General features: G+C 29.5%; 16 protein-coding genes and 1 riboswitch. Of the genes, 1 reads left to right on the top strand and 15 read right to left on the bottom strand.

Features of this window, described 5'->3' with window-relative positions; all coding sequences use genetic code 11:
* Window positions 1–135: 135 nt before the first annotated feature.
* The 5 genes from ACTG48_RS01235 to metK form a co-directional block, all read right to left on the bottom strand.
* The gene (locus tag ACTG48_RS01235) at window positions 136–2,049 is read right to left on the bottom strand and encodes a BglG family transcription antiterminator (RefSeq protein WP_479917884.1); all 1,914 of its coding nucleotides are present in this window, start codon (window positions 2,047–2,049) and stop codon (window positions 136–138) included.
* A gap of 333 nt (window positions 2,050–2,382) precedes the next feature.
* Window positions 2,383–3,123 carry a ComF family protein gene (locus ACTG48_RS01230; protein ID WP_021382537.1) on the bottom strand — a complete coding sequence of 247 codons (741 nt, stop codon included), beginning with the start codon at window positions 3,121–3,123 and terminating at the stop codon, window positions 2,383–2,385.
* 44 nt (window positions 3,124–3,167) lie between these two features.
* Window positions 3,168–5,387, bottom strand: coding sequence for an SF1B family DNA helicase RecD2 (gene recD2, locus ACTG48_RS01225; protein ID WP_021382543.1), 2,220 nt, complete (start codon window positions 5,385–5,387; stop codon window positions 3,168–3,170).
* A gap of 260 nt (window positions 5,388–5,647) precedes the next feature.
* Window positions 5,648–6,745, bottom strand: a complete 1,098-nt coding sequence (locus ACTG48_RS01220; protein WP_021382531.1) for a YkvI family membrane protein — start codon at window positions 6,743–6,745, stop codon at window positions 5,648–5,650.
* Between the two features lie 318 nt (window positions 6,746–7,063).
* Complete coding sequence (gene metK / locus ACTG48_RS01215) at window positions 7,064–8,257, bottom strand: methionine adenosyltransferase (RefSeq protein WP_021382544.1); 1,194 nt, start codon at window positions 8,255–8,257, stop codon at window positions 7,064–7,066.
* Window positions 8,258–8,393: 136 nt separating this feature from the next.
* A riboswitch (SAM riboswitch) is annotated at window positions 8,394–8,497 on the bottom strand.
* A gap of 188 nt (window positions 8,498–8,685) precedes the next feature.
* Here metK and yyaC point away from each other — a divergent pair.
* Entirely contained in the window at window positions 8,686–9,195 is a 510-nt protein-coding gene (yyaC, locus tag ACTG48_RS01210) for a spore protease YyaC (protein ID WP_021382545.1), read from the top strand.
* Window positions 9,196–9,305: 110 nt separating this feature from the next.
* Here yyaC and fabZ read toward each other — a convergent pair whose 3' ends face one another.
* From fabZ to glmS, 10 genes are all read right to left on the bottom strand, one after another.
* On the bottom strand, window positions 9,306–9,734 hold the full coding sequence (gene fabZ / locus ACTG48_RS01205; protein ID WP_003425446.1) for a 3-hydroxyacyl-ACP dehydratase FabZ: 429 nt from the start codon (window positions 9,732–9,734) through the stop codon (window positions 9,306–9,308).
* A 15-nt stretch (window positions 9,735–9,749) separates the two neighbouring features.
* Entirely contained in the window at window positions 9,750–10,769 is a 1,020-nt protein-coding gene (gene mreB, locus ACTG48_RS01200; protein WP_021382530.1) for a rod shape-determining protein MreB, read from the bottom strand.
* A gap of 195 nt (window positions 10,770–10,964) precedes the next feature.
* Window positions 10,965–11,225, bottom strand: a complete 261-nt coding sequence (gene spoIIID, locus ACTG48_RS01195) for a sporulation transcriptional regulator SpoIIID (RefSeq protein ID WP_044212029.1) — start codon at window positions 11,223–11,225, stop codon at window positions 10,965–10,967.
* A gap of 97 nt (window positions 11,226–11,322) precedes the next feature.
* The gene (locus tag ACTG48_RS01190; protein WP_021382550.1) at window positions 11,323–11,991 is read right to left on the bottom strand and encodes a M23 family metallopeptidase; all 669 of its coding nucleotides are present in this window, start codon (window positions 11,989–11,991) and stop codon (window positions 11,323–11,325) included.
* A gap of 65 nt (window positions 11,992–12,056) precedes the next feature.
* The gene (spoIID, locus tag ACTG48_RS01185; RefSeq protein WP_479917883.1) at window positions 12,057–13,121 is read right to left on the bottom strand and encodes a stage II sporulation protein D; all 1,065 of its coding nucleotides are present in this window, start codon (window positions 13,119–13,121) and stop codon (window positions 12,057–12,059) included.
* 86 nt (window positions 13,122–13,207) lie between these two features.
* Window positions 13,208–14,461, bottom strand: coding sequence for a UDP-N-acetylglucosamine 1-carboxyvinyltransferase (gene murA, locus ACTG48_RS01180; RefSeq protein ID WP_003420721.1), 1,254 nt, complete (start codon window positions 14,459–14,461; stop codon window positions 13,208–13,210).
* A 20-nt stretch (window positions 14,462–14,481) separates the two neighbouring features.
* Window positions 14,482–15,216 carry a YwmB family TATA-box binding protein gene (locus ACTG48_RS01175; protein ID WP_021382552.1) on the bottom strand — a complete coding sequence of 245 codons (735 nt, stop codon included), beginning with the start codon at window positions 15,214–15,216 and terminating at the stop codon, window positions 14,482–14,484.
* Window positions 15,217–15,302: 86 nt separating this feature from the next.
* A complete protein-coding gene (locus tag ACTG48_RS01170; RefSeq protein WP_021382555.1) occupies window positions 15,303–16,172 on the bottom strand; it encodes a 4Fe-4S binding protein in 870 nt (289 codons plus the stop codon).
* Between the two features lie 184 nt (window positions 16,173–16,356).
* Window positions 16,357–17,658 carry a sulfurtransferase gene (locus ACTG48_RS01165; RefSeq protein ID WP_479917882.1) on the bottom strand — a complete coding sequence of 434 codons (1,302 nt, stop codon included), beginning with the start codon at window positions 17,656–17,658 and terminating at the stop codon, window positions 16,357–16,359.
* 193 nt (window positions 17,659–17,851) lie between these two features.
* Entirely contained in the window at window positions 17,852–19,684 is a 1,833-nt protein-coding gene (gene glmS, locus ACTG48_RS01160) for a glutamine--fructose-6-phosphate transaminase (isomerizing) (RefSeq protein ID WP_479917881.1), read from the bottom strand.
* Between the last annotated feature and the right edge of the window lie 125 nt (window positions 19,685–19,809).

The raw sequence follows: 19,809 nt of genomic DNA, 5'->3' as shown, positions 1-19,809 counted from the left end.
CCTCCTAAATTGCTTCTCTACTTTTAGCTAGTTTATATCTTACAAACATATAATATCGTATAAAATCAAAAAAACATGCACAACTTTTTCCATCACCTGGAAAATTTTGTGCTTATCCATAAATCACTATGAATTTTATATAAGAATATCTTTTACTTTTGCTATATCACATTTACTTAGAGTATCCAACATACCTTCATCTTCTGTTAGATTAGATATTTCTTTAAATAATTCTCTAAATATTTTTCTGTCATCATCCTTTTTATAAGCTAATAAAAGTATAATATTTATATCTTTTCCATTTCTAATTTTTATTGGTGTTTTTAATCTTGCAAAACATAATACAGATTGCTTTATATATTTCATGTCTCCATGAGGGAATAGTATTCCCTTTCCAACATTGGTTGGATATGATTTTTCTCTTGTTATAATAGATTCTAAATACTCCTTTTCTGCATAATGCTTTTCAATCAATAAATTAGTTAAATATGTTATGGCTTCATAAATATCATCATGATCTAACTCCCTTATTAAATAATCAGACATCATTAATCTGTTCATAAGTTTATATGAGGTATCTTTTTCTTTTATTTTATTTGTAAATTCTTTGAGCTTATTCTCATCTTCATCAGTAAATAATGGAGTTGTTATGAAAATTGGCTTTTGAATATTTTCATATTCTTGAAATGCAATTATAAAGTCTATTGTTTTGTCAAAGTTATCTCTTTTTAAATCTTCCTCTCTTAGTGTTTCAACAATTTCTATAGTATCAAATCTCTTTTCTATTTTTACTTTTAATAGCATACTCACTCCAAAACTAAATGGACATACAATGCTTGCTCTCTTATTTGATTCTCTTTTATTATATTTCCTTTCTAGAGATGTTTGAAAGTGAAGTGTAAGATAACCTATTTCATCTTCAGTTATTTGTTTTCCTTTTAATTCAATTTCTATTGAATTTGATATTACTGTATATAAAAAACAAAACTTAGTTTTTATATTATCTAATAGTGGGTTTTCCAAATAAACATTACTTTTCATTTGGTGCATTGTAACATTTAAATGGCATATTAATTGCTCATAAAGCAATATATCATTATTGAAATTTATTCCTGATTCCTCTGACACTAAATTTATAATTTTTCTTGTATACTCTGCTAATTCTTCATTTAAATATAGTGCTTTTTTAGTGTTACTACTGTTTATCTGCTTATTCATACCAAATATTAAAGATTCTATAAATAATTTTTCTTCATGATTTAATACTATAGATAAATTGGATTTTAATTCATCTTCTATATGTAAAATAAGCATTTTTAACTTGAGCTCTTTCTTAGTATTTAATACTTTCAAAGAATTGCCTAGCCTTATTCGTATTGTATTTATAAGTAAAAATAGCATCAGTTGTCTGAATGATATATCTGTAAGTCTTATATCCATATTATCTTCTATAGTAGACATTATATTTTTGACAATTATTATATCTACTATATGAAAATATTCTATCTCATCTATGTTTAGCCTGTATTTATCTATGTATTTAAATAAGAATGATACTAACATTATCCTTATATCTTTCTCATCCCCTTCAACGCATATACCACTACCTTTTTTGGTTGAGACATTTAAGTTATAATTATTTAATGCCACTGATAATTTACTTATTTCTTCTCTGACAATATTTTTATTTATGTACAATTTATTAGATAAATCATTTAAAGTGACTTTTTTATTGTTACAAAGTAGTAGATTTAATATCTCAACTTGCTTATGAAGCTCACTATTTACTCTTTTAACTTCACCTCGTAACTTCTGATTTACTAGTATTTTATCTGTATCATCTCCACTAAATTTGACTCCTATATTAGGTTTTCTTTTTATATAAGCATTACAAAAAGTAGATAACCATTCATCAATATATTTGCAATCATTTCTTATTGTCCTTTCTGAGCATTCAAAATCATTGGCAATCTCATTGACATTTATAAACTCTTCTTTTAATAGCAATGTTGTTAATAAGTTTTCTTGTCTTTTGTTCAAATATATCACCTCTTTATGACTTAGCCTTAATTTATTATATACAAAAAAGAGCTACACATAAAAGTATTATGCTAGCTCTCTTTAATATGATATTTAGCTGACCTGGTTTTTGACCCCACACTCGCCTACTGGAGGGTTCGCTTGGGTTCGCCGCACTACTACTCTCTCTCGATTTTATTATCGGTAGGTCTTACTTCTAAGCCGCACCATGATCATTAACCCAATTTTTAGTGTTAACTTACGTGGATCCTTTTGCCTGCGACTGGCTTGGACTTTCAACCACAGACCTAAATATCACTTATTCATTTTAATATTTTAAATTAAAATTGTCAACATATAAGATTATTCCATAACATAATTATCACTTGCTCTTGTCAGTAGAGTCAATACAAATACCTTATTAGCACCAGATAACTTTAGAAGTTTAGAAATTTCATTTGTTGTCAAACCTGTAGTAAATATATCATCTATTAAAAGTAAATTTTTATCATTTATTAATTTTATATTTTCTTTAACTTCAAATACATTTTTTAGTTCTTCTTTTCTTTCTTTTTTGTTTAATTTATAGAGCATTCTTGTATATTTTTTTCTACTTATACAATCTAATAATGGAATATTAAGTATCTTACTTAAATTAGACGCTATTTTTTGTGCTTGATTAAATCCCCTTTTGTTCAACCTTTTTTTATGAAGTGGAACAAATAGTATATAATCAAATTTTAAGTTTTCCAAATACAATTTTTCTTTCATTATCTGAGCTATATACCTAGCCATAAATGTTTTTTGATTATATTTTAGTCCTAATACTATCTTTTTGCTTACATCATTATATTCAATGCAAGATATAGATTTATCAAAATAAAAATCTTTATTAAAACAATAGCTACAGTCTTCAAAAAACTCCTTTTCAATTGAATGACGTGTTATTGGTTTTCCACATTTCATACAACCATCTTGTATAAAATTCATTTCATTAAAACAGCTTTTACATATTGAATAAGTATTTGTTTTCTTTATGGATTTATCACAAATTATGCAACTTATATTCTCAGGATATATAAAATCCAGACATTTATTAATCATGTTTTGTAAACGCTTAATAAAATTATCATTGCATATTTTCATATTTATTCTATCAACAACCCTTCTCGCTTAAATTTATTCAACTTATATCCTAAATTTGAATACCTTTGGTTCACTCTATTATTTTTTATCATATATTCAAGATACTTTACATCTCCAACCAATACAACTAATTTTTTTGCTCTTGTTACAGCTGTATATAATAAATTACGGCTAAGTAACATGGGAGGAGCCCAAGTTATTGGTAATACTACAACTGGAAATTCACTTCCTTGACTTTTATGTATTGTTGTACAGAAACTATGGTCAATTTCATCTAATTCATCATATAAATAAGATACAATTTTAGTTTGGTCAAATAATACATATATAGTTTTCTTATCTTTATCTATATGATAAACATATCCTATATCTCCATTATAGATGCCTTCTCCACTTTCTTTTTGGTCTTCTGTTTCCCATTTTTTTGTATAGTTATTTTTTACTTGCATTACTTTATCGCCTACTCTAAAGAGTCTTTTAGAAAAACTCTCTTCAACTTTAAATTTTTCTTTTTTGTTAAGATACTTTTGTAACTCTATATTGAGATTAGTAACTCCTAACTCTCCTTTTCTCATTGAAGATAAAACTTGTATGTCTTTTAATTTATCAACTTTATAAAATTTAGGTAATCTTTCATTAACTAATCCTATTATTTCATTTAATATTTCTTCATTGGTAGATTTTCTTATAAAAAAGAAATCTTTCTCTTTTGTATTTAAATAAAGCGGCTCTCCATTATTTATTTTATGAGCATTTACAATTATCATACTCTCTTGTGCTTGTCTAAATATTTCATTTAATTTAACCACATTTATAATATTAGAATCAATCATATCCTTAAGTACATTTCCAGCTCCTACAGAAGGTAGTTGGTCACTATCTCCAACCAAAATTACTCTTGTTCCTATCTTTATAGCTCTAAGTAGATTGTACATTAAAATTATATCTACCATTGATACCTCATCAACAATGATTACATCTGAATTTATTGGGTCTTCTTCATCTTTAAAAAAAGTTAAATCATCATCTGTTGAAAAACCCATTTCTAATAATCTATGTATAGTTTTTGCTTCTTTATCAGAAGTTTCACTCATTCTCTTTGCTGCTCTTCCCGTCGGAGCTGCTAAGGTCACACTTTTACCATTATTCTCAAATATCTCTATGATAGAGTTAATAGTGGTTGTCTTACCAGTCCCTGGGCCACCAGTTATAATTAATACTCCACTATTAATAGATTCTTTGACTGCTAAAATTTGTTTTTCTGCTAACTTGATTTTTTTATCTTCTTCTAAAATATTAATTTCACTATCTATATCTATTTTCAAGTCTTCAAATTCATACTGTGATAATTTTACGATTTGACTACATACTCCATTTTCAGCTAAATAATATGGCATAAGATATATAAGATTTTCATTGTTTACTTTCTCTATATGTATTTTTTGGTTATAAACTAACATCATTATACACTCTTTTATTATTTCTCCATTTAGCTCCAATAATTTTTCCGAATCTTGTATTAGAACATGCTCTGGTAAATATGTATGTCCATTGCTTAGAGATTTATTTAAAGTGTATAAAATTCCCTGACAAACTCTATCTTTAGAATTTTTATCTATGCCAATTTTATTGGCTATACTATCAGCCACCTTAAATCCTATTCCTCTTATATCTTCAGCAAGTTGGTATGGATTTTTATTTATGACTTCTATTGCACTGCTTTTATATTTCTTATATATTTTTAGACAGTAATTTGGCGTTATTCCAAAAGGAGATAGTTCTATTATGATGTTTCTAAGCTCTCTGTCTTCTTCATAACTTTTTACTATTTGTTTTACCTTTTTACTCCCTATACCTTCTACTTCTTGTAGTCTTTCTGGTGAATTTTGTATCACATTTAGTGTATCTACACCAAACTTATCAATTATTCTCTTAGCCATTTTTTCACCAATACCATGTATCATTCCAGAAGATAAATAAACATAAATTCCTTCTAAGGATGATGGTGTCACTGGCATAAAACTATTCACTTCAAACTGAGTACCATAAATTTTATGGTTTACCCATTTACCTTCAACTTCGATACTCTCTCCAATTGCCAAAGTAGGCATACATCCTACAATTACAATTTCATCCTTTTCATTTACCAGATGAGCTATTGTATATCCATTGTCCTCATTTTTAAAGACTATTTCACTTATCATTCCTTCTAATTTTTCCATTTTTATCTCCTAAAAATACTAATACTCGCTCCATTTAAGTTAGTATATTTTATATGTTAGACTATGATAGTTCTAGAAAAGTTTTTATACTTTTATACTTAACCTAATTTCCAACTATTATACATTTTATCAGAAACAAAAAAAATGTGCATCCAAAAAATATGGCACCTTAGAAAACAGGTACCATATTTTAATAACTATTTTATTTTAATTACTTCATGTGTAAAGTACAAACTAAATTTCATAAATTTATTCTAATATTAACTTATCTCAGATTTATTTTCCTTATACCCACTGGTTTTAGTAATTCTTCTATAAAGCATACATAGTAAAATCAAAATTCCCATGTAACCTGTATACGGATATAGTGTTCCTACTAGCTTATCAAATGGCAATAGACCTCCTATACATGCTAGTATACTTACTACTATTGTTATCATTCTAAATTTAGGATGGTCATCCTCTACAAATCTATTAGTTACTGACCATAATAGTGGTACAGCTGTAGTGTATATTCCTAATAAAAGAACTACTGAGAATAAAATACCTATTATTGGAGATATCTTATCAGCTAAATAAAGTGCTGGTATCTCTTTTGTATATATATTTCCTATGTCTGAAAGTAATGCTAAATTCATCATTATAGCTGCTGCCATAAGAGCTACTCCACCTATTATACCACCCCACACAGCATCTTTCTTATTTACTGCAGAAGAACCCATTCCTGTCAAGAATGTTATTACTATTATTACATTATAACAAGTATAAAGCACACCTGAGAAATACCCACTTGATGTAGCAGTTTTAATGTTTAGACTATCAACCATAGCTCCAGCATTTGGTAAAGCATCAATATTACTACACAAACTAATAGCTCCTACTAAAAGTGTAAATATTATTATTATAGGACCTATATTACCTAGTATTTTAGAAAGCCTTGTCAAACCTAAAGAAACAGTTATTAGGGAAACGATTGCCATACCAATCCTACCTACATATGGATTTAATCCATAGTACTCTGATAATGTAGCTCCTGCTCCTGCAATCATTATTACTAATGTTCCAAATAAAAATAGTGGTCCAAACCATTCAAAGAATGTGCCAAGATATTTTCCACAGTATACTTGATAAATCTTTATTGGCTCCTTAAGCTTCAATTCTCTTCCTTTATCTATAACTTCTGCTCCAAACCATGAAAATAATACCATAGATATTATTCCACCTATAATACCAGCATATCCATAAAACGTAAAAAATTGCAGTATTTCTTGACCAGTTGCAAATCCAGAGCCTATTACAGTAGCCACATAAGCTCCAGCAAAACTTATAACAGTTTTAACATTTATCTTGCCTGACATACATTACTCCCCCCTAATTAAAATAATTTTTTAAGTGTAAGTTTATTAAGATTATATTAGACGTATTATTGTGATATTTCAATATATTTTTAATAATTTAACAGTAGTTAACACATTCTTAACCAGTTTTTAACATATATCCTATAATATGTATCAATTTGCCATAATATTATAAAACAAAATACACTAATCTAATTAAATACTGTTTGTTTATTATATGATGAGAAATTTACATTTATTAAAAATATTTAATCTACAATAAAAAAACTGTTAGAAAGTAATCTTAAAATTACATTCTAACAGTCTCTTAGTTAAAAATTATTCACCTAGAGCATCTTTTCTTAATTGCTCAACTTTGTCAATTTTTTCCCAAGGTAAATCTATATCAGTTCTACCAAAGTGACCATAAGCAGCAACTTTTTTGTAAAGTGGCTTTCTTAAATCTAAGTCTCTTATTATAGCTCCTGGTCTTAAATCAAAGTGTTTATTTACTAATTCAACAAGTTTTTCTTCTGAAACTTTACCTGTCCCAAAAGTATCTATAAATATAGACAGTGGTCTAGCTATACCTATAGCATATGCAAGTTCTATCTCACATTTATCTGCAAGGCCAGCTGCAACAATATTTTTCGCAACATATCTAGCTGCATAAGCAGCAGATCTATCAACTTTTGTAGGGTCTTTTCCTGAGAAAGCTCCTCCACCATGTCTAGAATATCCACCATAAGTATCTATTATTATTTTTCTTCCTGTAAGACCTGTATCTCCTTGAGGTCCTCCTATAACAAATCTTCCTGTTGGATTTATATAAATTTTAGTTTCTTCATCAAGTAATTCAGCTGGTATAACCTCTTTAATAACATGATTAATTATATCTTCTCTTATTTTATCATTTGATACTGTTTCACAATGTTGAGCTGATATAAGAACTGTATGTACTCTTACAGCTTTATTTCCTTCATATTCAACAGTAACTTGAGTTTTTCCATCTGGTCTTAAATAATCAACTAAACCTGTCTTTCTAACTTCTGTAAGTCTTCTTGATAATTTATGAGCCAAAGATATTGGAAGTGGCATTAATTCTGGAGTCTCATTGCATGCAAATCCAAACATTATACCTTGGTCTCCAGCTCCAACTTTTTCTATTTCTTCTTCTATCTCTTCTCCAGTCTTGCTTTCTAGACCTTCATCAACTCCCATAGCTATATCTCCAGATTGCTCATCTATAGAAGTTATAACTGCACAAGTATCACAGTCAAATCCATATTTTGCTCTTGTATATCCAATCTCTCTTACTGTTTCTCTTACCAGTTTAGGAATATCTACATAAGCAGATGTACTTATTTCTCCTGCTACTAAAACTAATCCAGTTGTAACTGTAGTTTCACAAGCTACTCTAGATTGTGGGTCTTTTTCTAATAATGCATCTAATATTGAATCTGATATTTGGTCACATATCTTATCAGGATGTCCTTCTGTAACTGATTCTGACGTAAATAAATGTCTTGCCATTTTTATTCCCCCTTATACATTCTTAATTTTTATTATAGGTTTTACCTTATTTTTAATTTTAGAAATTTTACTCAAAATAAAAAACCTCTCCTTTATAAGAAGAGGTTAATAATCGTAATTGTATACTAATTAACTGACCTCATCTTTCAAGACTTTTGTCTTGTAGGAATTAGCACCTTTTCCCATTTGGGTGGTTGCTGGGCTTCACAGGGCCTATCCCTCAGCCGCTCTTGATAAGGTAATCAAGATTTAAGTTTTGTTTTACTTTACTAGCTTACTATTTTTTTAAAATTTTGTCAAGATTTTTAGTCATATTTTTCCCATACCTTTTTTTGTAAGACAAATAAAATATTATCTCTATCTGAAATTTAAAGTTAGGTCTTTTTACTGTTTTTTATTCATATATTTTTTTGAAGGGGGTGTTCCTATTGTATTTAGCTAAAGTAAATTACAGCGATGATGATGTTATACAGATGCTAAGTTCAGTTCTAAAAACTATAATTAATGAAAATACGATTGTTGTTTGCATAGGAACAGACAGGGCTATAGGTGATACTTTAGGCCCTTTAGTTGGAACAATACTTAAGAACAGTAAATTTAAATACCCCGTTTACGGTACACTAGATAACCCTATTCACGCCTTAAACATATATGAGTCTTTAGATACTATAAAAAATACACATATGCAAGGTAACTTCTTGGCTATAGATGCTTGCTTGGGGTCGCAGAGTAACATAGGTAATATACAAATTAGAGAAGGACCTATCCTGCCCGGAAAAGGTGTTGGCAAAAAACTACCTCAAATAGGAAATTATTCTATAGTGGGAATTGTAGATAAAATTGATGAAAACAATAGACTTTCATTTAATAATATACGTCTTAGCTTTATATTGGACTTAGCTGAAACAATAGCTTTAGCTTTATTAGTATCCACCTAAGTCCAATGTGAAGTAACCGATAAAATTCTTTATATAAAAAGGTAGATATTTTAGAGTATCTGATTAAATACTCCAAATTATCTACCTTTTTACTCTTATGTTGTTAGTTTTTACTTTTCAACCAAAGCAAACATTAATTCACCTTTACAGACAAGCTCTTCACCAACATATGCTTTAGCATCTGCCTTAGCTATATTTCTTCTAAGAGTTGTCATTTCAACTTCCATAGTTAATGTATCTCCTGGTCTTACTTCTCTCTTAATTCTAACTTTATCTATACCTGCAAATACACCTAATTTTCCTTTATTTTCCTCTACAGACATCATTGCAACTCCACACACTTGTGCCAAAGCCTCTACTATCAAAACTCCTGGCATTAATGGATATTCTGGAAAGTGACCTTGAAAAAATGGCTCGTTAACTGTTACATTTTTTATACCAACAGCTCTTTTTCCAACTTCTAGTTCTGTAATCTTGTCCACCAATAAAAATGGATATCTATGTGGTATTAATTTTTTTATTTCATCTATATTTAGCATTATAAACTCTCCTAATTATTTTCTTCTAAAAGACCCACCTGTTTCAAGTAAGTCTATTGAACCCAAAGCTATTCCTGTACCTTTTGCAACACAAGACAATGGCTCCTCTGCTATTGTAACAGTTATCCCTGTTCTCTGTTCTATTATTTTATCTAATCCATATAATAATGAACCTCCGCCAGTCATTATTATACCAACATCTCCTATGTCTGCTGCTAACTCAGGAGGTGTTTTTTCTAAAACAGCATGAGTGGCAACTACTATTTGCTCAACACATTCTCTAAGAGCTTCTAGCATTTCTGTTGAATTTATAGTTATAGAACTAGGAAGTCCTGTAATTAAGTTTCTTCCTGTTATCTTCATATATTTTTCTTCTTCTCTCTTAAATGCAGAACCAATTTCAAATTTGATTTTCTCTGCTGTTCTTTCTCCTATAAGAAGGTTGTGTTGTTTTTTCATATACTTAACTATAGAATCATCAAATCTATCCCCACCAACTTTTATAGATTCACTTACAACAGCTCCTCCTAGAGATATTACGGCTATGTCTACAGTCCCACCACCAATATCTATAATCATATTCCCATTAGGCTGTGATATGTCTACTCCAGCCCCTATGGCTGCTGCTATTGGTTCTTCTATGATATATACTTCTCTAGCTCCGGCTTGTCTAGTAGCATCCTCTACTGCTCTTTTTTCTACTTCTGTGACACCCGTTGGTACACATACCATAATCCTTGGCATGAAGAATCTTCCAAATCCTTTTTTATCAACTATCTTATCTATAAAAGATTTTAACATCTTTTCAGTTACATCATAATCAGAAATTACACCATCTCTTAAAGGTCTTATAGCAACTATATTACTTGGTGTTCTTCCTATCATTTTTTTAGCTTCTTCTCCCACAGCTAAAACAGAATCTGTCCTATTATCTATTGCTACAACAGATGGTTCTTCTAAAACGATTCCCTTACCACTAACATAAACAAGTACATTTGCAGTACCTAAATCTATGCCTATATCAGCTCCAGCCATTTTTTCAACTCCTTCATTTATATATTAGATTATATTATAAGTCTATTTTAATACTCCTATAATAAAGCATATACAAAAATCTCGCTTTAATCAAGAGAAAATAAATGTTTTAAGAGTATTATTATTCTGCTATTTATAATTATTTAATATATTTATTACAATAATCTAATTCAATAAAAAAAGTAGGTTTTTAACCTACATTTTTTTATGTTCCTTCTCATACTTTAATTTAGTTGCTAATCCCCCTCTAATATGTCTCTCTGATTTATTCTTGTCTAGCACACTTTTAACTTCTTTGGCAAGGGATGGATTTATTTCCTTCAATCTTTCTGTAACATCCTTGTGAATTGTACTTTTACTTACTCCAAATGTCTTGGCGGTTTGTCTTACTGTAGTGTTTTTTTCAAGTATATATTTTGCTACCACTATGGCCCTTTCCTCTATATGAGATCTCAAAGATTACCCCCCTCACATAATAGCTTTAATGATATATATGTAAAAACACCAAAAAATATAACAAGCTTAACCAAATATGATTAAACTTGTTATACTTTTACTTAATTAGACTCATTGGGTCTATAGATTTCTCTCCGTTATATGCCTCTAAGTGTACATGTATGCCCTCTTCACTCTCTACTTGAGAAGTGCTTCCTACAGTACCTAGAGATTGTCCTTCTGTTACCTTCTGTTCTTTTTTAACACTAACATTTTCATCTAAGTTTGAATATACAACTACAATATTATTGTCACTTTTTATTTTTACTGATTTTCCATATTCTTCATCATCAAATACATCTACTACCATTCCGTTTAATAGAGATTTTATTTCTTTACCCTTAGTACAACTAACATCTACACCTTTATGAGTTTCCCAGACATCTAGTGTTTTAGAGTAACTAGGTTCTTTTTCTGAATATCCTCTTATTATCTTATCTCCAATGTAGTTTAATTTTGTTGTACTTGACTTATTTTCTTCTTTTGACTTAGCTTTTTCTAAGTTTTGTTTTGAATCTGTTGCAGTAGGAATAGCATCTTTCTTGTCTTTTTCAATTAAATGTATTTCCTCTTCACTATCTTTATTAGCATTTTCCATCATGCCTTTATTAGAAGCTAATTTATCTACATTATTATTTGTAAACCAAACTCCACCTACTGCTAATAAACAAACACATACAAATAAAGATAAATAAAAACCATCTTTTTCTAACAGCTTTTTCTTCATTTTGCACCTCCAAATATATTTCTACATTTGGATTATTGACGTGTTTTTGGTATTTTATACAATTATTAGTATATATCTTTTATTTTTGTATCTGTGTAGTAATGTGATAATATGTCATAATATTTATAGCCTTCTTCTGCCATTCCTTCTGCTCCCCACTGGCTCATACCAACACCATGCCCATATCCTTTTACTACAAAATCTATGTATCCTTCTCCAAATTTTATGTCAAAGTTGGCAGAGTTTAACTTAAAAACAGTTCTAATGTCTTTTCCAGTCAACTCTTTATTTCCTAATTTTATTTTTTCTACAGTTCCTGCATCACTTCTTTGAGTTATTGAGACTTGTTTGCTTAAATTATTTGTATCTATTACAATAGTGCTATATGCTCTTCTAAGACTCTTAACAAAGTCTGTATTACTTATTTTAAGTGTAGATGCAAACTTAGGAGAATACTTATCATAAGGACTTTCTACAGATTTTAGATAAGGATATTTTGCAGAAAATACTTCTTCACTGTTTTCTGTTTTTCCTGAAGATGTAGAAAAGTAAAGAGGAAGTATTGCTTTATCACTATAAGTTATTATCTGTCCTTTAGTTCCTCTGACAGCTTCTTGGATTTTAGAGTATTTATTCTTAATCCATTCTTCACCATTCAACTTTTTAAGAGTATCATAACTCTTGTATTCTTGACAGTGTTTGTAGTCAGTACATACTACCGCATTTTTATGTTTACTTGGTTTCTCATGTTCCTGCTTATATACTACATATGTTCTAGCTGCCACAGCTTGAGCTTTTAGCGCTTCTATGTCAAACTCTGAAGACATCTCACCAGCTATTACTCCACATAAGTAATTCTCCATGTCCATTTTTTCAACTTTTCCTGTTATATGATTGTACACATTGATGATTGGTGTTTTTTTATTTACAGTTTCATAGTTCACTATCTTTTTTTCTTCTTTATTACCTTCGTCTTTGATATCACTTTTTTTAATAGTTTTGTTTATAGATACTGATTTCTCTGGTTTTTGAGTTAGTTCTACATTTTTATAAGAAACTAAAGTTATAAGTGATGGAACTAATACAGAACAAGTCACGAATCCTAACAAAACAACCAATGGGTTCTTCATATACTCTCCTCCTTAGCTTTTAAAACCTTGTATTTAAGTATATGAACAACCCTATTAATTTATAACTTTCTTCTCTAAACCAATTATTAATCTTCTACTATTTCGATTTGACCACCTAATGCTGTTATCTTTTTATCTATATCAACATAACCTCTTTGAATATGGTATATTTCTCCTATTTGAGTTTCTCCTTCTGCTATAAGACCGCATAAAATAAGGGCGGCACCTGCTCTTAAATCAGTAGCATTTACTGCTGCACCATGCAATTCATCTACACCATTAACAACTGCACTTCTTCCATCTATTTTTATATTAGCGCCCATTCTATTAAACTCAGCAACATGCATAAATCTATTTTCAAAAACAGTTTCTATAACTACACCAGTTCCATTTGCTACAGTAAGCATAGCCATAAATTGTGCTTGAACATCTGTAGGAAACCCTGGATGTGGCAAAGTCTTTATATCTATTGGTTTTAACACTTTTGGACCTACTACTCTAACAGAATTGTCCATCTCTGTGATTTCGCAACCAGCTTCTCTTAATTTAGCCACAACTGGCTTTAAATGCTCCATTAAAACATTTTCAACAGTTATATCACCTTTTGTCATAGCCGCTGCAACCATATAAGTTGCTGCTTCTATTCTGTCTGGTATTACATTATGTTCTGCTCCTTTTAACTCTTTGACACCTTTTATCTTTATAGTGTTAGTACCTGCACCTTTAACATCTGCTCCCATTTCGTTCAAAAAGTTTGCTAAATCTACTATTTCTGGCTCTTCTGCTGCATTTTCTATTATTGTAGTACCTTCTGCTAAAGAAGCTGCCATCATTATATTTTCAGTTGCTCCAACAGATGGAAAATCTAGATACAATTTATTTCCTACTAATTTTTCTGTCGCTGCTTCAACAAAACCATGGTCCATTTCTATCTTTGCACCTAAAGCTTTAAATCCTTTTAAATGTAAATCTATAGGTCTTGTTCCTATAGCACAACCTCCTGGCATAGAAATTTTTGTACTATTAAATCTAGCAAGTAATGGTCCCATAACCAAAAAAGAAGCTCTCATCTTTCTTACAAGCTCATATGGAGCTTCACAAGTTTTTATATTACTTGCATCAACAGTAAGTGTATTTTCTTTATATTCAACCTCTGCTCCTACATGTCTTAATAAATCTGATATTACATGAACGTCTCTTAAATTTGGTACTCCATTCAATGTTGATTTTCCGTTCGCTAATAAAGTTGCTGCTATTATTGGTAAAACTGCATTTTTTGCACCATCTATTTTAACACTACCTTTAAGTGGATTACTCTTTTTTACTATTATCTTAGCCATATTTTTTGATCTCCTCATAATTAATAATCTAATTTTATAATTGGTGTGGCAATATATATGAGTGTTTTTCCATTATCCTCATTATATTTAATTCCTATATTTAAATTAATTTTTTCCCCTAAATAGTCTAAATCATCATTTAATACTTTACTATATGCTGTTATTGATAAAAAGTTTACGTCTTTCACTTTATCTATTTGCTTAGCACTCATATTATATAATATTTCTTGTAAAATATCATCATATTTGTTGTTTTGTAACCTTTTTGTGTATTCTCCAACAATGCAAGCAGACACATCTACTTGAGATGAATATTTATTTAACACGTTTTCTACGTTACGATAAATATCCTCTTTATGTTTATATACTTTGTTGTCCAATATGTCAACTATTATGTAACCTTCTTTATTATTTTTATTTATTCCTTTTATAGAAATTTCTTTATCGCTACCTTTTATAGTAGCACATAATTGCATTTTATTGCCATACCCTTTTTGATTCCAATTTATTCCTTTTTCATCCAACTTTAGATTGTTAATTATTTCTATAAAAATATTACGAAATTCTTTATTTGATAAATTATAATTTATAACAGAATTGATTTTTACATTATAAAATTTAAAATCTGCTTCCGAAATTTCAAGTGCATTAGTTAATCTATTATATCTAGTATTTATACTTGTATCTGCATAAGATATTGTCATTCCTATAATCATTAATATAAAAAAGCATATAGCTAATCTTATCCTTTTCATAATAAAAAATCCCCCTTAAATATGTTTTTCTGTATAACAGAATTATTAACAAATTTAAGAGAGATATACTTCCTCAATATGTATTTTTATGCATTTTTGGATTTTGTATTCATTAAATGTTTCTCAAATTCTTCAATACCAATTCTTTCTAATACTTTACTTATTCTTTCTCCTGGACTTGCTAAATGTTTATATGTATCAAATACATCTTGAACTAATTCTTCTATATTATCTTCTGTATACAGATTGCCAAGTCTGTCTCCAAATCTATAACCTCTTCCCATTCTACCACCAAGATAGACAGCTAATCCTTTTTTATCAACTTCCATAGCTCCAAATGGACATACCTCAGCACATTTCCCACAATTTACACACTCGTCTTTATTCCACACTAGTTTCTTATTTTCCATATATACTGATTTTTGTCTACAAGATGATGTACATAGTCCACAATTCTTACATTTATCTTCATTAAATTTTACATATGCTTGTCCTACAATACCTACATCATTAGTATTAGCCTTTGCACAATTGTTTGGACATCCAACTAAAGTAATCTTAGTCTTAGATGGTAAATCATATCCAAAATATGAATCATGTAACTTTCCACATAACTCTTGTGTATCATATATTCCATGTTGACATACAGTACCTTTGCATGCAACTAGTGGTCTTACTTTTTTCCCTGTACCACCATGTTCTAGACCTACAGCCTTCAAATCTTCTTTTATTAAATCTATATCTTCATACTTTATCCATGGTATTTCCATAGCTAATCTAGTAGTAACCCCTAAATAACCTCTGCCATATTTTTCAGATAACTTTGATAAGTTGTTAAGTTGTTCTGCTGTAAAGTTTCCAGCTCTACTCAATATTCTTATTGAGAAATATCCTTCTTGGCTTTGGGCTAATATACCTTCTGCTTTCAACTTTGCTTTTTCATCTTTGCTAATCATATTTCACACCTCATATTATATTTATAATTTTATACTGCTAATAATATGTTTAAATAAGTCCACATTTATATAATCATATTCTAACTCTGTTTATATTTTAAAACATAACAAAGGTATATTCAACTTAATAAATTAAATATACCTTATATATTAAATAATTCTATTGTACTTTTAAAGACTGACTCTATTTGTGTTCTCCAACTTCAATTAGATTTGAGTTATCAAGACTCCATCCCATCCATCCATCGCTATAAAGAGAGGTTTCTTCAACACCTATTACATTTGCATAGGTTAATACTTCAGCAGCACGCCAGCCGCTTCCACACATAAATATAAGCTGTTTATTCATATCTATACTTTCTTCATTCCACATTTCTAAAATCTCATATTTGTTTCTCATTGTATTATCAATATTACGATATTCTTCTAGTGAAACACTATCACTCCCCGAATGTCCATATAAAGCACCTGGGACACGTCCCTTTTTATCATAATATGTATATCCAGATATTTTACCTATATGCTCATCCCAAGTACGAATATCTACTAATGCACATTTATTTTTTTCTTTTAGTTTTTGTTTTAATTCGGTTGTTGTAACTATTAATTGTAGATTAACGGGTATATTTGCTCCAAAATTAGTACATGAATGCCTTGAGTTACTAGTAACTTCTAATTCATATCCTGCTGATATCCATGAATCGATTCCACCATTTAATACCCTTACATCTTTTACTCCTATATATCTCAATATAACAGCCAATCTGTAAGATGCCATAGTTGTACTACTTGAAACTATTACAGTATCATCTTTTGTGAATCCATAATCCAAAGCAAACTGAGTTAGATTATCATCATTATCAAGCATCCATGTTGGAGGAGGTTCTATAATATCAGTATTTATATGAATGCTTGTAGGTATATGCCCTTTTGCATACGATTCTTTTTCTTCTCCCCAACTTGCTTCAATCATTTTTATATTCTTGGAGTTTTCAAATGTCTCAGGTATTCCTCCATCGAGTATCTTTTTTATTATAGAAGCTGGAACTATCATTTGATAATTTTTATATCTTTCCATTGGAAGGTTATCATTCTCTGCCCATTGCTTAATATCATATTTATATAAATATTTATATCCTTTTTTAAACAAATAATCTGCTACAAGCAAAGCATCTTTTCCATTTGCATCATATAATACTATATTTTTATTTAAATCAATTCCTTTAGTTCTCAGTGCTTGTTCTAGCACTTTATCTCTTTTATCTGAGTATACACTTAACCAATTAGCAGAAAAGTCTACAGCACCTTTTATATGTCCACCTCTTTTTACTCCATCTAACTTCCATCCATTGTAGGCATCATTTAAACGAGTATCAATTATAATCCAAGATTTGTCTTGTACCTTTTCTTGTAAGACCTCAGTAGAAATTGATTCAAGATTAACAAAAAAATCTTCTCTATTTTTCTTTTTAAAATCATCTGACATAATTTATTCTCCTATTTATAGTATTTTTTATTTCAAATCATTTCACTATGTTAAAACTATTTTCTTATAAGGTATTAGATTAATTATAACAAAAAAAATATATTTAAACCTCATAAAAAAACTCATCCTATAGATTACAAACAATAGAATGAGCTTTTTAATAAATATTATCTATTTAATTTTTAATATATTTTTATTCAACTGTTACTGATTTTGCTAGATTTCTTGGTTTATCAACATCGCATCCTCTTAATACAGAAACATGGTAAGCAAGTAACTGCATTGGTACAACAGCTAATATAGGAGATAAAATATCATCTGAGTTTGGTATATAGATTATTTTATCAGCAGATTTCTCAACATCTTTATTATGACTTTGAGCTATTGCTACTACATAAGCTCCTCTTGCCCTTACTTCTTCCATATTAGAAACCATTTTTTCAAATAATTTTTCTTGAGTAGCTATAGCAATTACAGGAGTTCCTTTTTCTATTAAAGCTATTGTTCCATGCTTTAATTCTCCTGCTGCAAAAGCTTCTGCGTGTATATATGAAATCTCTTTTAACTTTAATGAACCTTCCATTGCTAAACTATAATCTATTCCTCTTCCTAAATAGAATGCATGGTCAGAACTCACAACTGTTTTAGCAATTTCTTTTATATACTCTTCATTATCTAGTATTTCTTGTATTTTTGATGGTATTTCTTTCATCTTAGAAATCATACTATCATAAAATTCTCTATTTATTGTTCCTTTTTTAATAGCAAAATCTAGAGCTATCATATATAGAGAAGTTATTTGAGTAGTATATGCCTTAGTTGATGCAACTGCTACTTCAGGACCTGCCCAAGTATAGAAAACATCATCTGATTCTCTAGCTATAGACGAACCTACAACATTAGTTATAGAAAGTATTCTTGCTCCTTTAGCTTTTGAATCTCTTAATACTGCTAGAGTATCTGCTGTCTCTCCAGATTGACTAACTAATATTACTAATGAATTTTCATCTACAAATGGGTCACTATATCTAAACTCTGACGCTATATCAGTTATTACTGGTATATTTACAAATTTTTCTATAGCATACTTACCAAGTAATCCAGCATTATATGCTGTTCCACAAGCCACTATATAAACCTTATTTATTTTATCTAAATCTTCTTTAGAAATATTTATACTATCTAAAACTATACTTCCATTGTCATCAAGTCTTCTTTCTAGAGTTTCTCTAACACCTGTTGGTTGCTCGTGAATTTCTTTTGACATAAAGTAATCATATCCACCTTTAGATGCAGCCTCTACATCCCAAGTTACATGGAATACTTCTTTTTCTACTAGATTTCTATTAGAATCATAAACTGTTACATTTTCATCCTTTAAATGAACTATCTCTCCATTTTCTAAGAAATAAACATCTCTAGTATACTTTAATAAAGCAGGTATATCTGATGCTATAAAGTTTTCGCCTTCACCAACGCCAACTACAAGAGGACTATCTTTTCTTACTGCAACTAATTCATTTCCATGTTCTTTACATATAACACCTAGTGCATAAGCTCCTCTTAATTTTGATATAGTTTTGTATACAGCATCTAATAAATTACCTTCATAGTATTTATCTACTAAATGTGCTATTACTTCTGTATCTGTCTGAGATTCAAACTTAACACCTTCAGAAATTAATTCTTCTTTTATTTCCATATAATTTTCTATTATCCCATTATGAACAACTGCTATTGTTTTAGCTTGATTAAAATGAGGATGTGAGTTTACATCAGATGGTTCTCCATGAGTTGCCCATCTTGTATGCCCTATTCCTAAATTTCCATCAATAGGATTCTTTTCTAAATCCTCTGCCAATACAGAAAGTCTGCCTTTAAACTTTCTAATGTTAAGTTCTTCTCCATTAGAGTTATTAACTGCTACTCCTGCTGAATCATAACCTCTGTACTCTAACTTAGAAAGTCCTTCTACTATAACTTCTGCTGCCTTTCTACTTCCTAAATATCCAACTATTCCACACATTATTTGTGTCCTCCTAAAAAATATTATTTATATATTTTAAGAGTTAGGTCATATAAGTTTACTTTGGCTTCCCTTTGTCCATAGGATTACTCCTATTATTTAAAGAAGTCTTTCGATGGTAAACA

Source organism: Clostridioides sp. LIBA-6822, from assembly GCF_056688955.1.
The sequence above is the reverse complement of the archived record's forward strand: the minus strand, read 5'-3'. Positions and strand labels throughout refer to the sequence as shown.

What these genes read in the sequence shown, in the direction of transcription:
- ACTG48_RS01230 (WP_021382537.1), bottom strand. Translation starts at nt 3,123, where the DNA reads ATGATTAATAAATGTCTGGATTTTATATATCCTGAGAATATAAGTTGC.
- recD2 (WP_021382543.1), bottom strand. Translation starts at nt 5,387, where the DNA reads ATGGAAAAATTAGAAGGAATGATAAGTGAAATAGTCTTTAAAAATGAG.
- ACTG48_RS01220 (WP_021382531.1), bottom strand. Translation starts at nt 6,745, where the DNA reads ATGTCAGGCAAGATAAATGTTAAAACTGTTATAAGTTTTGCTGGAGCT.
- metK (WP_021382544.1), bottom strand. Translation starts at nt 8,257, where the DNA reads ATGGCAAGACATTTATTTACGTCAGAATCAGTTACAGAAGGACATCCT.
- fabZ (WP_003425446.1), bottom strand. Translation starts at nt 9,734, where the DNA reads ATGCTAAATATAGATGAAATAAAAAAATTAATACCACATAGATATCCA.
- mreB (WP_021382530.1), bottom strand. Translation starts at nt 10,769, where the DNA reads ATGGCTGGAGCTGATATAGGCATAGATTTAGGTACTGCAAATGTACTT.
- ACTG48_RS01190 (WP_021382550.1), bottom strand. Translation starts at nt 11,991, where the DNA reads ATGAAGAAAAAGCTGTTAGAAAAAGATGGTTTTTATTTATCTTTATTT.
- spoIID (WP_479917883.1), bottom strand. Translation starts at nt 13,121, where the DNA reads ATGAAGAACCCATTGGTTGTTTTGTTAGGATTCGTGACTTGTTCTGTA.
- murA (WP_003420721.1), bottom strand. Translation starts at nt 14,461, where the DNA reads ATGGCTAAGATAATAGTAAAAAAGAGTAATCCACTTAAAGGTAGTGTT.
- ACTG48_RS01175 (WP_021382552.1), bottom strand. Translation starts at nt 15,216, where the DNA reads ATGAAAAGGATAAGATTAGCTATATGCTTTTTTATATTAATGATTATA.
- ACTG48_RS01170 (WP_021382555.1), bottom strand. Translation starts at nt 16,172, where the DNA reads ATGATTAGCAAAGATGAAAAAGCAAAGTTGAAAGCAGAAGGTATATTA.
- ACTG48_RS01165 (WP_479917882.1), bottom strand. Translation starts at nt 17,658, where the DNA reads ATGTCAGATGATTTTAAAAAGAAAAATAGAGAAGATTTTTTTGTTAAT.
- glmS (WP_479917881.1), bottom strand. Translation starts at nt 19,684, where the DNA reads ATGTGTGGAATAGTTGGATATTTAGGAAGTAGAAAGGCAGCAGAAGTT.